At 67.8% G+C, this 14191-nt stretch carries 14 protein-coding genes; 1 reads left to right on the top strand and 13 read right to left on the bottom strand.

All coding sequences use genetic code 11. The annotated features are described in order from the left end of the window. Window positions 1-10 precede the first annotated feature (10 nt). The 4 genes from AC1DXX_RS05490 to AC1DXX_RS05475 form a co-directional block, all read right to left on the bottom strand. Window positions 11-499 (bottom strand): tripartite tricarboxylate transporter TctB family protein, encoded by a 489-nt coding sequence (locus AC1DXX_RS05490; protein ID WP_478133156.1) that lies wholly within the window; start codon window positions 497-499, stop codon window positions 11-13. 287 nt (window positions 500-786) lie between these two features. Then, entirely contained in the window at window positions 787-1206 is a 420-nt protein-coding gene (locus AC1DXX_RS05485) for an RNA recognition motif domain-containing protein (RefSeq protein ID WP_478133155.1), read from the bottom strand. A gap of 181 nt (window positions 1207-1387) precedes the next feature. Beyond that, window positions 1388-1624 carry a DUF3820 family protein gene (locus AC1DXX_RS05480; RefSeq protein WP_478133154.1) on the bottom strand — a complete coding sequence of 79 codons (237 nt, stop codon included), beginning with the start codon at window positions 1622-1624 and terminating at the stop codon, window positions 1388-1390. Window positions 1625-1629: 5 nt separating this feature from the next. Continuing rightward, window positions 1630-2004 (bottom strand): translation initiation factor Sui1, encoded by a 375-nt coding sequence (locus AC1DXX_RS05475; protein ID WP_478133153.1) that lies wholly within the window; start codon window positions 2002-2004, stop codon window positions 1630-1632. A gap of 49 nt (window positions 2005-2053) precedes the next feature. Here AC1DXX_RS05475 and AC1DXX_RS05470 point away from each other — a divergent pair, with 49 nt between their 5' ends. Beyond that, complete coding sequence (locus tag AC1DXX_RS05470; RefSeq protein WP_478133152.1) at window positions 2054-3325, top strand: DEAD/DEAH box helicase; 1272 nt, start codon at window positions 2054-2056, stop codon at window positions 3323-3325. 10 nt (window positions 3326-3335) lie between these two features. Here the strand turns inward: AC1DXX_RS05470 and AC1DXX_RS05465 are convergent, their stop codons facing one another. The 9 genes from AC1DXX_RS05465 to AC1DXX_RS05425 all read right to left on the bottom strand — a co-directional run bounded on the left by AC1DXX_RS05465 (window position 3336) and on the right by AC1DXX_RS05425 (window position 14121). Beyond that, window positions 3336-3638, bottom strand: coding sequence for a Dabb family protein (locus AC1DXX_RS05465; protein ID WP_478133151.1), 303 nt, complete (start codon window positions 3636-3638; stop codon window positions 3336-3338). Window positions 3639-3732: 94 nt separating this feature from the next. Further along, window positions 3733-4494: a slipin family protein gene (locus AC1DXX_RS05460; protein WP_478133150.1), complete on the bottom strand. Its 762-nt coding sequence runs from the start codon at window positions 4492-4494 to the stop codon at window positions 3733-3735. Window positions 4495-4590: 96 nt separating this feature from the next. Further along, the gene (locus AC1DXX_RS05455; RefSeq protein ID WP_478133149.1) at window positions 4591-5766 is read right to left on the bottom strand and encodes an acyl-CoA dehydrogenase family protein; all 1176 of its coding nucleotides are present in this window, start codon (window positions 5764-5766) and stop codon (window positions 4591-4593) included. 7 nt (window positions 5767-5773) lie between these two features. After that, entirely contained in the window at window positions 5774-6952 is a 1179-nt protein-coding gene (locus AC1DXX_RS05450; protein WP_478133148.1) for an acyl-CoA dehydrogenase family protein, read from the bottom strand. A gap of 15 nt (window positions 6953-6967) precedes the next feature. Continuing rightward, complete coding sequence (locus AC1DXX_RS05445; protein ID WP_478133147.1) at window positions 6968-7879, bottom strand: SDR family oxidoreductase; 912 nt, start codon at window positions 7877-7879, stop codon at window positions 6968-6970. Between the two features lie 43 nt (window positions 7880-7922). Next, on the bottom strand, window positions 7923-9875 hold the full coding sequence (locus AC1DXX_RS05440) for an acetyl/propionyl/methylcrotonyl-CoA carboxylase subunit alpha (protein WP_478133146.1): 1953 nt from the start codon (window positions 9873-9875) through the stop codon (window positions 7923-7925). Then, a complete protein-coding gene (locus AC1DXX_RS05435; RefSeq protein ID WP_478133145.1) occupies window positions 9872-11494 on the bottom strand; it encodes an acyl-CoA carboxylase subunit beta in 1623 nt (540 codons plus the stop codon). Before AC1DXX_RS05435 ends, AC1DXX_RS05440 begins: the two co-directional genes overlap by 4 nt. A gap of 73 nt (window positions 11495-11567) precedes the next feature. After that, window positions 11568-12338 carry an MHYT domain-containing protein gene (locus tag AC1DXX_RS05430; RefSeq protein WP_478133144.1) on the bottom strand — a complete coding sequence of 257 codons (771 nt, stop codon included), beginning with the start codon at window positions 12336-12338 and terminating at the stop codon, window positions 11568-11570. A gap of 118 nt (window positions 12339-12456) precedes the next feature. Further along, entirely contained in the window at window positions 12457-14121 is a 1665-nt protein-coding gene (locus tag AC1DXX_RS05425) for a Vgb family protein (RefSeq protein ID WP_478133143.1), read from the bottom strand. Between the last annotated feature and the right edge of the window lie 70 nt (window positions 14122-14191).

Below are 14191 nucleotides of genomic sequence, written 5' to 3'. Positions count from 1 at the left end.
AGTGCGCTCCTCAACCCGAAATGAAAGTAGGCCAGACCTGGATCTGGAGCTTGAGCGCCCAGATGAAGGCCACATAGCTGCCGGCCGCCAGGATGGTCGAGAGCACCAGCACGTCGCGCAGCTTGAAGTGCTCGCCGGCCAGGCTCGAGATGATCGTGAGCGCGTAGATCGCGATGATCATTCCCATCGCCGGCAGCCCGACGCTCGGCAGGCCACCCAGCAGGATGCCGAACGCGAGGTTGGCGCCGAGCACGAAAGCCAGCGGCTTCCAGGCCCATTTGCCGATCGGATCGCCGGTGGCGGTCTCGACCACCATCGCCTGGAACATGATGATGGCCCCGAGGACGGCCAGCAGGATGCCCAGCATGAGCGGGAAATACCCCGGGCCCATGCGGGCGCCGTCGCCGATGGTGTAGGTGGTGGCGCCTATCGCGAACGCGCCTCCCACGGTGGTGAACATGACCCCTGAAAAGAAGTCCGCCTGACTCTTGATCTTCATTGCCTCGACCCTCTGTGTTGGAGGAGTGAGGGTCGTCGGGCGCGGCTGACCGTTGGCTGACCGCCGTGGTACGGATAAATGCTTACCGAAGGCATAGGGTTCTCCCCCAGGGCTTCGCGCACTGCGTGTCGCGCTTCGCCTTTCCCCTCGCCGGGGGCAACACCTGAGGCCCGGCAAAGCCGGTTCCTCGGTGTTCTTGGAAGGGGGCGGGCGGAAACGAAAAAAGCTCCCGAAGGAGCTTTTTATTCATTCAGAGAGCCGGGGCTCTCGTGAGTGTGGGTGAGGGCTTAGTAGCCGCCGCGACCACCGCCGCCGCCGCCGTAACCACCGCCGCCGCCGCTACGGCCACCACCGCCGCCACCGCCGCCGTAACCGCCGCCGCCACCACCGTAGCCGCCGCCGCCACCACCAGCGCCGCCGCCGTAGCCGCCACCACCGCCAGTGCGGGGAGGACGTGCTTCCATCGGACGTGCTTCGTTCACCGTCAGGGCGCGGCCCTGGAGCGAATGGCCGTTCATGGCTTCGATGGCTGCGAGTGCTTCAGCGTCGCTGCCCATTTCGACAAAGCCGAAGCCCTTCGAACGGCCAGTGTCGCGTTCCATCATGACCTTGGCGCTGACGATCGAGCCGAACTCGCCGAAAGCCTGTTCCAGGTCGTTGTCACGCACAGAGTAGGCGAGGTTGCCTACGTAGAGTTTCTTGCCCATGGAGGGACTCCTAATTCAAACCAACAAAACAAAGCGATGGAGTCCCAGAATCACAACAAACAAGTGCGCTGTGGCGCGAAACTGACCGATCACCGAATTACGTGCACGGGAGACAAAGCTCACAGACACGTGGGGCGAATTATCCTGCTTCCTTGGCTAAAAACCGTGGGGAAATCGTGTGTTATTGAGAAACATCTCGGCCCGACGGGCGGTTTCGCAACGGTTTCAGCAGATCCGATAGCCCGTTGTGGTCTATTTCATGCATCAACGCGAGCAGCCGGCCAATTTCTCCCGAGGGAAAACCCTCGCGTGCAAACCAATTCAGGTAATTCCCGGGCAAATCGGCAATCAGCGTGCCTTTATGCTTGCCAAAAGGCATTTCGAGCGTGACGAGGCGCTGCAGGTCTTCGGGTTTCATGCGTTTCAGCCTCCCGCGCGCTTGACCGTGTGGCCCTGCTTCGTGAGGGCCGCGATCACCAGTTCGCGATGGTCGCCCTGGATCTCGATGGTGCCGTCCTTCACCGTGCCGCCCGAGCCGCACGCCGTTTTCAGCTGCTTGCCCGCAGCAGCAAGCGCCGCAGCGTCGAGCGCGAGGCCCTTGACGACCGTCACGCCCTTGCCTTTGCGGCCCTTGGTCTCGTGCGATACACGCACAATGCCGTCGGTGGCCGGAACGCGCGCCTTGATTTCCTTGCAGCGGCATTGCGCCATCGGCGCGCGGCAATCGGGGCACATGCGGCCGCCCGCCTCGGTGGAGTACACCAGGGCGCTGGCCTGATTGCTTTTCATCGTTGCCATTCGATCCATCTCTTCTTCTATCTCCGGGTTTCTCTCTCTGTCTGCTCACATGCCATTCGACTCACTGGGCCTGGCCCCCGCGCTCGTGCAGGCTGCCGCCGAAAGCGGTTATGCCGCGCCGACCGCCATCCAGGCCGCGGCCATCCCCGCGATTCTGCAAGGTCGCGACGTGCGGGGTTCGGCGCAGACCGGCTCCGGCAAGACCGCTGCATTCTCCCTGCCGCTGCTGCAGCGCCTGGCCGCCGAGCCCGCACAGTCGCCGCGCCGCACGCGCGCGCTGGTGCTCGTGCCCACGCGCGAACTCGCGGCCCAGGTCGGTGAGACGATGCGCAGCCTCGCGCAGCACCTGCCCGAACGCCTGAAGATCGCCATCGCCTTCGGCGGCGTGTCGATCAACCCGCAAATGATGGGCCTGCGCGGCGGCGCCGACATCGTGGTCGCCACGCCGGGCCGGCTGCTCGACCTTGTGGCGCACAACGCGCTGAAGCTGGGCGCGGTTTCGATGCTGGTGCTCGACGAGGCCGACCGCCTGTTCGACCTCGGTTTTGCCGAGGAGCTCGGCCGCATCCTCGCGCTGCTGCCCGCGAAGCGCCAGAACCTGCTGTTCTCCGCCACCTTCCCGCCCGCCATCCAGGCGCTGGCCGACGGCATGCTGCGCGACCCCGCGCTCATCGACGTGCAGGGCGGGCCGGGCACCGAGCCCGCCATCGTGCAGCGCGTGATCGAGGTCGACGCGAACCGCCGCACGCAGCTGCTGCGTCATCTGCTGAAAGAGAACGCATGGGAGCGCGTGCTGGTGTTCGTCGCCACGCAGCATTCGGCGCAGACCGTGGCCGAGAAGCTCTACAAGAACGGCGTCTACGCCGTGCCCTTCCATGGCGACATCGCACAGGGCACGCGCACCGACATCCTCGCGCAGTTCAAAGAGAGCCGGTGGGACGTGGTGATTGCCACCGACCTCGCGGCGCGCGGCATCGACATCGCGCAGCTGCCCGTGGTGATCAACTACGACCTGCCACGCTCGCCGACCGACTACATCCACCGCATCGGCCGCACGGGGCGCGCCGGCGAGAGCGGGCTCGCGATCAGCTTCGTGAGCGCGTCCACCGAGGCGCATTTCCGCCTGATCGAGAAGCGCCAGGGCCTGAGCCTGCCGCGCGAACGCATCGAGGGCTTCGAGCCGACCGAGGTCGCGGTGCCGATGGTCGATGCCTCGGGCACCGGCGGCATCAAGGGCACGCGGCCGAGCAAGAAGGACAAGCTGCGCGCGGCGGCCGCGAAGGCCGCCGCACAACAAGGCGAATCCGAAAAGAACGACTGACCAGCGCTGCTCAGTCCGGCGCGTAGTCGACCTGGTGCCGCGCGATCCGCAGGTCGCCCAACTCCTCGCGCACGCGCAAATGCGCAGGGTGCGTGGCATAGCCGTCGAGCGAGGCCTGGCTGTCGAATTCGCTGTAGAGCACCACGTCGCAGGCGTAGGCGATGCGGCTCGAATCCACGCCCACTTCGAGGTGCAGCAGCCCCGGGATCTGGCCGCGCAGCGATTCGAACTTGCGCTTGAGCAATTGCGTGGCCTGCGCCTTTTCTTCCGGCGATTCGCCGCGCAGGTCCCACATCACGATGTGCTTGAACATGGCGGGAATGGTAAGCACGCGCCGCGCGAAAGGCCATGCGCTGCGAGCCCTGTCCGTGAAGAACAGTTTTCCGCTTTCGCGGTGCCCCGGTGCGCTACGCGGGCCTCGACAGGAAAGTCGCCAGCAGGTCCATCGGCAGCGGGAAGACGATGGTGGTGTTCTTGTCCGCGCCGATCACCGTCAGCGTTTCCAGGTAGCGCAGCTGGATCGCCTGCGGCTCCTGCGCCAGCACGCGCGCTGCCTGGAACAGCTTCTCGGACGCCTGCAGCTCGCCCTCGGCATGGATCACCTTGGCACGCCGCTCACGCTCCGCCTCGGCCTGCCGTGCGATGGCGCGGATCATGGATTCGGTGAGGTCGATCTGCTTGATCTCCACGTTGGAGACCTTGATGCCCCACGAAGCCGTCTGCACGTCGAGCGACTCGCGCACATCCAGGTTGAGTTTTTCCCGCTCGGCCAGCATGTCGTCCAACTGGTGCTTGCCCAGCACCGAGCGCAGCGTGGTCTGTGCCAGCTGGCTGGTCGCGTTGAAGAAATCCTTGACCTCGATGATGGCCTTTTCCGCATCGACGATGCGGAAGTAGACGACCGCGCTGACCTTCACCGACACGTTGTCGCGCGAGATCACGTCCTGGGTCGGAACCTCGAGCACCACGGTGCGCAGATCGACCCGCACGACCTGCTGGATGGCGGGAATCACCATCACCAGTCCGGGCCCCGCGACTTTCGAGAAACGCCCCAGGGTGAACACGATGCCGCGCTCGTACTCGCGGAAGATCCAGATTGCGGAAAAAAGCAGCAGCACCGCCAGCAGGACAAACAGGGCGGTGCCGATGCCGGAAGTGAAAGAGAACATGACGGTCTCCTGCGACTCAGCGACAGCGCTGGACCGTTGGACCTTCGGCGCGCGCGGGCGTTCCGGTCCGGCCGAACAAAGATCGCAGCCCGGGGGTTACCAACCCAGCTGCCGGGCCGCCAGCTCCTTCATGATCTCCTCGGCGCCGCCGCCGATCATCATCACCTTGACCTCGCGGTAGATGCGCTCGCTCACCGTGCCGCGCATGAAGCCCATGCCGCCGAGGATCTGCACCGCCTGGTCGGCGCAGAACTGCATGGTCTGCGTCGCATGGTTCTTGAGCATGCAGACTTGCGCCACCCATTCGGGCGCGTTGAAGCGTCCTGCGGCCTCGTGCGCGTCGCCCTCGGCCGACACGGCCTCGAGCCACGCCTCGGTGGATGCGATGCGCATCTGCATGTCCACCAGCTTGTGGCGCACCGCCTGGTGTTCGATGAGTGCGGCGCCGAAGGTCCTGCGCTCGCGCGACCAGGCCAGCGCCTCGTCGAGGCAGGCCTGCGCGAAGCCCAGGGCGCCCGCAGCCAGGCCGATGCGCTCGCCATTGAAGTTGCCCATGACCATGCGGAAGCCCGCGCCTTCCTCGCCGAGCAGGTAGCGCGCCGGCACGCGCACGTCGTCGAAATGCAGCTGCGCGGTGTCGGAGCACCACCAGCCCATCTTCGTGAGGCGCGTGCGCGTGAGGCCGGGCGCATCGCCGGGCACCAGCAGCATCGAGATGCCGCCCGCGCCGCGGCCTTCGCCGGTGCGCACCGCCACCGTGATCCAGTCGGCGCGCATGCCCGAGGTGATGAAGGTCTTCTCGCCGTTCACCACGTAATGCTCGCCATCGCCGCCAATTTCTCGCCGCGCGGTGGTGCGCAGCGCGGCCACATCGGAGCCGCCGCCGGGCTCGGTGATGGCGAGCGCGGCGATCTTTTCGCCGCGCAGCACCGGGGGAACGACCTCGCCGCGCACCGCGTCGCTCGCGTGCAGCACCACGGGCGGCAGGCCGATGTTGTGCGAGAACAGGCTCGCGAGCACGCCGCCGCTCCTGCCGTGGCGCGCGAGTGCGATCCATGCCGGGAGCTTCAGCGCATACGACGCCGGCGTGCCGCCCAGCGCCTCGGGGTAGCCGAGGCCGAGCAGGCCCAGTTCCGCGGCGCGCGCGTAGAGCGCACGGGGGAACTCGCCCGCATCGTCCCAGGCCTGCACATGGGGCGCGATCTCGCTCTCGGCAAAGCGCCGCACCGTGTCGGCGAGCGCGGCGCGGTCGGCCTGAAGTTCGGCGTCCATGCGCGCTTCAGCCGCGCGGCGGCCGCTTGGCGATGCCCATGGTCTTCGCGAGGATGCCGAGCATCACTTCGTCCGCGCCGCCGCCGATCGAGCCCAGCCGGCCGTCGCGGTACAGCCGTGAGACGCGGTTCTCGAGCGTGAAGCCCATGCCGCCCCAGAACTGCAGGCAGGTGTCGGCCACCTGGCGCGTCAGGCGCCCGGTCTTGAGCTTGGCCATGGAGGCCAGTTCGAGCACGTCCTCGCCCTGCACATGCAGGTCGCAGGCGCGGTAGGCGAGGGCGCGCAATGCTTCCACCTCGGTCTTGAGCTCGGCCAGCTTGAACTGCACCCACTGCTGGTCGGCCAGCGTGGCGCCGAACATGTGGCGCTGCTGCGCCCATCCGATGGTCTGCGCGATGCAGTCCTCCATCGGTTCGAGCGAGCTCGCGGCGGCCCAGAGGCGCTCTTCCTGGAACTGCTGCATCTGGTAGACGAAGCCCTGGCCTTCCTCGCCGATGCGGTAGCGCTGCGGCACGCGCACGTTGTCGAAGTAGATGAGGCCGGTGTCGCTCGAGTGCATGCCGATCTTGCGGATCTTCTTCGCCTTCTCGATGCCGGGGCTGTCCATTGGCACCATCACGAGCGACTTGTTGCGGTGAGGGCTGTTGCCCGCTGCGCTCTGCCCATCGCTGGTGTTGACCAGCATGCACATCCAGTCGGCCTGCAGGCTGTTGGTGATCCACATCTTCTGGCCGCTGATGAGGTAGTCGCCGCCGTCCTTGCGCGCATGGCTCTTGAGGCCCGCCACGTCGCTGCCCGCGCCGGGCTCGCTCACGCCGATGCAGCCGACCGTGTCGCCCGCGATGGCGGGCACCAGGAATTCGCGGCGCAGTTCGTCGCTGCCGAACCGCGCGAGCGCGGGCGTGCACATGTCGGTCTGCACGCCGATGGCCATCGGCACGCCGCCGCAGCTGATGTGGCCCAGCGCCTCGGCCATCGCCATCGCATACGAATAGTCGAGCCCGGCGCCGCCGAAGGCTTCGGGTTTGTTGAGGCCCAGCAGGCCGAGGTTGCCGAGCTTCTTGAAGATCTCGTGCGCCGGGAAGATCTCGGCCTCTTCCCATTCGTCCACATGCGGATTGATCTCGTCGTCTATGAAGCGGCGCAGCGTCTTCTGGATCTCGAGGTGTTCGTGGGTGTACTGCATGTCGCTTGTCTCCAATCAGTCGTTCGGTTCGTTGTCCTGGAACACGCGCGGCGTCTGCGCGAGATGAAAGCCGTCGAAGGGCCGCACCGCCGCGCGCTGCTGCGCCTGTGCATCGGGCAGCGCCATCGGCCAGCCCATGCGCACCTGCGGCCGTGCGCCGTCCACGCGCAGCACGCTGCCGCTGATGAAGCTCGCCGCCGGGCTCAGCAGGAAGGCGATGGCGGCGGAGGTCTCGGCCTCGTTGCCGAAGCGGCCCGCGGGCACGGTATTGCGCATGGCGCGCAGCATGTCGCCGGCTTCGGGCGGGTAGTGGTCCATGCCGCTCGAGGCGATGTAGCCCGGCGCCACGGCGTTCACGCGCACGCCGCTTCCGGCCCATTCGAGCGCGGCGGTTTCGGTGAAGCTCACCATGCCGGCGCGCGCCGCGCCGCTGTGGCCCATGTTGGGCATGGAGCCCCAGATGTCGGCCACGATGTTGACGATGGCGCCGCCCCTGGCCTGCATGCTCTGCACGAAGCATTCGCGCGCGACCAGGAAGCCGCCCGTGAGGTTGGTGTGGATCACCGCCTCCCAGCCCTTGGCCGAGATGGCGGCCAGCGGCGTGATGTACTGGCCGCCGGCGTTGTTGACGAGGCCATCGATCTGACCGTACTCGGCCACGATGGCAGCCACTGCCGCGCGCACGGCTTCTTCCTGCCGGATGTCGAAGGCCTGGATGCCCGCCTTGCCGCCGCTGGCCGCGATCTCGGCCTGCACCTGCTGCAGCTTCTCGGGCTTGCGGCCGACCAGCACCACCTGCGCGCCGAGCGATGCGAGCTCGTGCGCCGTGCAGCGGCCGATGCCCGAGCCGCCGCCTGTGACGACGATCACCTGCCCGGTGAACAGGCCGGGCGAGAACACGGAGCGGTAGCGGGAGGAGGCGTTCATTCGGCGGACTTTCAGGACAACGAGGGAAGGGCGGCGGCGTGCGTCATGCGTCGGCAATCTCCGCCACCACGTGGCGCGCAGCGACCTGTGCGCCCACCGCCACATGCAGGGCGGCAACGCGGCCGGCGCGCGGGGCGCAGTGCACGTGTTCCATCTTCATCGCTTCGAGCGTGACGAGCGGCTGGCCGGCGGCGACGGCGTCGCCCTCGGCCACCAGCAACGCGATGACGCGGCCGTTCATCGAAGCGCGCAGCAGGCCGTCACCCCCGGCTGCATCGGCGCGGGCGACTGCGACGTGCGTGAGGTTCTCGAGTTCGAGGGCCTGGCCGCGGAAGTGAATCCACAGGCGATCGGCGGATTCACGGACCGCCACCGCCTGCTCCGAGACCCCCAGGCACGAGAAGCGCACCGTGCCGTCGCCCGGCAGCGAAAGCAGTTCGATCCGCATCGGCGCACTTGCATCCAGTGCGACATCGAACCGGCCTGCGCCCTGCGGGGTCACGCGGGCCGCATGCACCTTGCCATCGAGCGCGAAGCGCAGGGCATTGGGGAGCGTGTGCGCGAGCGGCGAGGGCCAGCCGCGCTCGCCCAGCTGGAACAGCAGCGCGGCCAGCCATGCGGCGTGGGTCTCGGCGGCAGTATCGGGCGCAAGCAGTGCATCGAGATGCGCTGCGATGAACGCCGTCGTTGCCGCGCCGCTGGCGAACACCGGGTGCGACAGCGCACGCAGCAGAAGCTGCTGGTTGGTTGCGATGCCCAATGCCACCGTGTCCTGCAGTCCCGCCATCAGGCGATGCCTGGCTTCGTCGCGTGTGCGGCCGTGCGACACGAGCTTGGCAATCATCGAATCGTAGAAAGGCGGCACCGCCGCGCCGTCGCGCAGCGCGTGTTCGGTGCGCAGGGCCGGCGAAGGCCGCCATGCGGCGAGCGTTCCGCTCTGCGGCATGAAGCCCTGCTGCGGGTCTTCGGCGCAGAGCCGGACCTCGATCGCATGGCCGCTGAAGCGCACGTCCTGCTGCGTCAACGGCAGCGGCTCGCCGGCCGCGACGCGCAGTTGCAGCTCGACCAGGTCGAGCCCCGTCACCGCTTCGGTCACCGGGTGCTCCACCTGCAGGCGCGTGTTCATTTCCATGAACCAATACTGTCCCTCGGCATCGAGCAGGAATTCGAGCGTGCCCGCGCCTTCGTAGGCGATGGCCCTGGCCGCCGCCACCGCCGTCGCGCCCATGCGTTCGCGCAATGCCGGGGACACGGCCGGCGAGGGCGACTCCTCGATCACCTTCTGGTGCCGCCGCTGCACCGAGCAGTCGCGCTCGCCGAGGTGGATGGCGTTGCCATGCCGGTCGGCGAACACCTGGATCTCGATGTGGCGCGGCGCGACGATGGCGCGTTCCAGGATTACCGTCGCGTCGCCGAAGGCATGCAGCGCCTCGGACTGCGCGCTCTGCAGCAAATCGGCGAAGGCCGCCGCCGAAGGCACGAGCCGCATGCCGCGCCCGCCGCCGCCGGCGGTCGCCTTGATCATCACCGGCCAGCCGATGCGTGCGGCTTCGGCCGCGAGCGTGGCCGTGCCCTGGTCGTCGCCCTGGTAACCCGGAATGCATGGCACGCCGGCCGCCTGCATCAGCCGCTTGGCGCCGGCCTTGTCGCCCATCGCGCGAATGGCCTCGGGCGAGGGGCCGATGAAGACCAGCCCCGCATCGCGGCAAGCCTGCGCGAACGCCGCGTTCTCGGCGAGGAAGCCATAGCCCGGATGCACCGCCTCGGCGCCGCTCGAGCGTGCGGCCTCGATGATCGCGGCGATGTTCAGGTAGCTCTGCGCGGGCAGCGACTCGCCGATCCACATGGACTGGTCGGCCTGCCGCACATGCTCCGCATCGGCGTCGGCACTCGAATACACCGCCACCGTGCGACAGCCCATGGCGCGCGCGGTGCGCATCACGCGGACCGCGATTTCCCCGCGATTCGCAATGAGGATCCTGTTGAAACCGCTCATGGCCGTGCCACCGAAAATTGCATCGCCTGCGGCACGCGCGCATCGGCATCGCGGCATACCGAGAGCACCTCGGCCAGCACCGCACGCGTGTCCCGCGGGTCGATCACACCGTCGTCGAGCAGCATCGCGCTGGTGGTGAACACGCTCATCTGGCGGTCGAAGCGCTCGACGATCTGCTGCTGCATCGCATCGATCTTCGCGTGGTCGACCGCGCCCTTTCCGCCGGCCTTTCGCGCCATGCCCGCCTCCATCACGATGGCCATGGTCTTCGCGGCCTGCTCGCCGCCCATCACCGCGGTGCGCGCGTTGGGCCACGAGAAGCAGAAGCGCGGCGCGAAGCCGCGGCCGCACATGCCGTAGTTGCCCGCGCCGTAGGACGCGCCGCAGTACAGCGTGATCTGCGGCACGGTGGCGCTGGTCACGGCCTGGATCATCTTGGCGCCGTGCTTGATGATGCCGGCCTCCTCATGGGCGCGGCCCACCATGTAGCCGGTGATGTTCTGCAGGTAGACGATGGGCGTGCGCGACTGGCAGCAGGCCTGGATGAAGTGCGTGGCCTTGGTTGCGCCATCGGAATCGATGGGGCCGTTGTTGGTGACGATGCCCACCGCGTGCCCTTCGAGCCGCATGTGGCCGCAGACCGTGGCGCTGCCGTAGTGCTCGCTGAACTCGAGGAACTCGGAGCCGTCGGCGATGCGCGCAATGACCTCGCGCATGTCGACCGGCCGCCGGCCGTCGCTGGGCATGATGCCGAGCAGTTCCTCGGCGTCGTAGCGCGGCGGCGCGAACTTGCGCGGCGCCTCGCCGCGCGCCCAGTCGATGCCGCCGAGGATCGCGCGCGCGATGCGGATGGCGTCGCGGTCGTCCTCGGCCAGGTAGTCGCCGAGGCCCGAGATGTGGGTGTGCATCACCGCGCCGCCCAGCTCTTCCTCGGTAGCGATCTCGCCGGTCGCGGCTTTCAGCAAAGGGGGGCCGGCCAGAAAGGCCCGCGTGCGGTCGCGCACCATCACGATGTAGTCCGAAAGCCCCGTCTGGTAGGCGCCGCCCGCGGTCGAGGAGCCGTGCGTCACGGTCACCACCGGCAGTCCCGCCGCCGAAAGCCGCGCGAGGTTGCGGAAGATGCTGCCGCCGCGCACGAAGTCCTGCACGCGGTATTGCATGAGGTTGGCGCCGGCGCTTTCGACCAGCTGCACGTAGGGCAGCTTGTTTTCGAGTGCGATTTCCTGCACGCGCAACTGCTTGTCGAGCCCCATGGGTTGCAGCGCACCGGCATCGATGCCCGAGTCGGAGGCGTTGACCATGCAGCGCACGCCCGAGACCTGGCCGATGCCGGAGATCAGGCCGCCGCCGGGCACGCTCTTCGACAGGTCGGGGTTGTCGTGGCCCAGCCCCGCGAGCGAGGCCAGCGGGAGAAAGGGCGCGCCGGTGTCGAGCAGCAGCGCGAGGCGTTCGCGCGGCAGCAACTGGCCACGCCTGGCAAAGCGCTCGGCCGAGGCGCCCGAGGCGGCCGCCGCACGGGCCTCGTGCGAGCGCACCTGGTCCAGCAGCGTGAGCATGCCGGCGCGGTTGGCCTGGAAGGTGTCGCTGGCCGCGTGCAGCCGGGATTCGATGACGGGCATGGGGTCTGTGCAGATCGCTTGTTTTCGCTCTGCACAGACTGTAGGGTGCGGGCCGTTCGCCCGCTTGCGCCAACTAGCTGGTGCGGGCGCGCCGCGCAGGCGCCGCGTCGAGGCTGCTGCCGGTGATCACCCAGTAGATGAAGATCAGCACTGCGCCGGCCGTGCCGAACACCGACAGGCCCATGTAGTTGCCGCCGATGGCGAGCGCGTCGGCGGGGGCGGCTGCGATACAGACCATGCTTGCGGCGTTCATGCCCACGTAGTGCATGGTGCAGACCGCCACGCCCATCACCGCGGCGGCCGCGATCTGGTGGCTCAGCTTGCGCAGGTTGAAGGCCAGCCACAGGGCCGCGGCGGCGGCGGTGATGGCGATCCCCACCGACAGCGCGACCATGCCGAGGTCGAAGTCCATCGAGGCGCGCATGTTCATCGCGAACATGCCCATGTAGTGCATCACGCAGACGCCCAGCCCGGCCAGCAGGCTGCCGGCCAGCCAGCCCGTCATGCTGAACTTGCGTCGCCCGCCGGCCAGGTAGAGGGCGATGCCGGAGATCAGGATGGCCGCCACCAGCGACACCACCGTCAGCGGCATGTTGTAGGAAATGCCGATGGGGAGCTTATAGGCCAGCATGCCGATGAAGTGCATCGACCAGATGCCGATGCCGCCCAGCGCCACCGCGGCGCAGGCCACGACGGCCAGGTTGGGCCTGCCGTCCGCGCCGACCATGCGCCCGGCGCAGATCAGCGCCACCAGCGAACCCGCAAAGGAGATGAGGAACGAAAGCGCCACCAGCCCCAGCGAGTACTCGGGCGATAGCAGTTGGCCTACGACGAGCGGAGTCATTGCGTTTTTCCTTTCAGCAAGAACGCCCCGCGGTTCCCCGAAAACCGGATGTGATCGGGGCGCCACGAGGCGTCCCAACCAGTTTGTAATATTTGTTTTTAAAAGTAAATTGATTTTTCTACTTATCGTTACGCTGGATTACAGGGCGAATTCGATAGATCGAATTGTTGCGGTCGGCGGCCATGTAGACCGTGCCATCCCGGCCCACGGCAACACCGGTGACCACGTAGGGCGGCGGCAATCCGGGGCCGGGCGCGAGGCCGATCGGCAGGTTCTCGGCGACGGTGCGGCGCGTGCCCTTGACGGGGTCGATTTCTACCAGGCGCCGGGCTGCAGTCTCCGCCACGATGAAGCTGCCCCACGGCGTCTGCGCCACGCCCTCGGGCAGCGCGAGGCCGTCGGCGATGGTGCGCAGCGGCGCGCTGGCATCGAGCGGAATGCGCAACAACTTGCCGGCCGCCTCGGTGACGTAGAGCGCGCCGTCCTGGCCCACGACCATCTGCACCGGGCCGTTCAGGCCGCTGGCAAGCACCAACTTGTTCGCAAACTTCGGCCCGCTGGCGCGCGTGATGCTGCCGGTGGCGAGTTCGGCGTAGATCACGCTGCCGTCCGGCAGCGGCAGCGCGTCGAACGGCGCCTTCAGGCCATGGATGGTTTCGACGGTCTTGAGCGTCTGGCGATCGACCAGCTGGACCGTGCCGGTGAACCACGAGGTCAGCGCGAACAGCTTGGCCGACAGGCCGACCGCGAAGGGGTAGTCGAGGTCGGGGTCGCGCTGCATGCGGAACACGTCGCGCACTTCGCCGGTGCGCACATCCACCTGCCGGAAGCCGAAGACGTCGGCCACCCAGAGGTCGTTGCCATCGATCTTGATGCCTGCGGGCACCGCCACCTTGCCGCTGGTGAGCGTGCGCAACTCGCCGGTGGCGGGGTTGAAGGCCTGCACCTCGTTGTTCGCCATATTCGACACGTAGATCATCCCGTCGGGCGCGATGGCGAGGTTGTCGAGCGAGGGCCGCAACTGCCTGGCGACCGTCTTGCGGCCGGTGGCGAGGTCCACGCGCACCAGTTCGCCGCTGCGCGCATCGACCACCCAGAGGTTGCCCTTGCCGTCGAGGTTGGCCGCAGCCGGGATCTTGAAGCCATCGGCGATCACGGTCATGTTGCCGTTCGCCGGGTCGATCTTCACGACCTGGCCCTTGAACCACAGCGGTCCGTAGAGCATGCCGTCGGGCCCGACCTCGAAGCCGTTGAAGCCGCCCATGTCCTTCTTGATGAGCCGCGGCGGCTTCTGGCCGTCGCGGTCGATCTCCCACAATGCATCGCCGAGGAACACCTGCGAGGCGTAGAGCTTGCCGTTCCTGCGGTCGAAGTCGAGCGAGTTGAGGCCGGGCAGGTCCTTGGCGAGCACGCGCAATGGTGCGGCGTCGTTCTCGCGGTAGCGCAGCATGCCCATGAGGTAGTTGGTCCAGGCCAGCTCGCCCTTGGGGCCGACCGCGATGTCGTCGGCCTGGCCCTCGGGGGCATCGATCAGGACCTTGGCCGCGCCGGTGGTGCGGTCGACCTCCCACAGCGTGTTGCCGAGCACCGAGCCTGCGAGCAGTCGGCCTTTCTGGTCGATTGCCAGGCCGTGCACGCCCGAGAACGAGGACGGTGCGACCAATACCTCGGGCGCGGCCCATGAAGCCGGGCGGGTGGGCGGCGGCGGTGCGAGGGTGCTGCAGGCGCCCAGCAGGGCGAAGGCGAGGGCCAGTGCGGTGACGTGGAGGCTTCGACGGGGCATGGGTGTCTCCTCTTTGTTGATGCGCGAGCAGTCTAGGAGGAGGGAAGGGCGGTTGCGCAGTCTCTCCCGG

The organism is Variovorax sp. P4_B10 (assembly GCF_056402375.1).
Note: the sequence above shows the minus strand (reverse complement) of the source record. Positions and strands in the feature narration are given on the sequence as shown.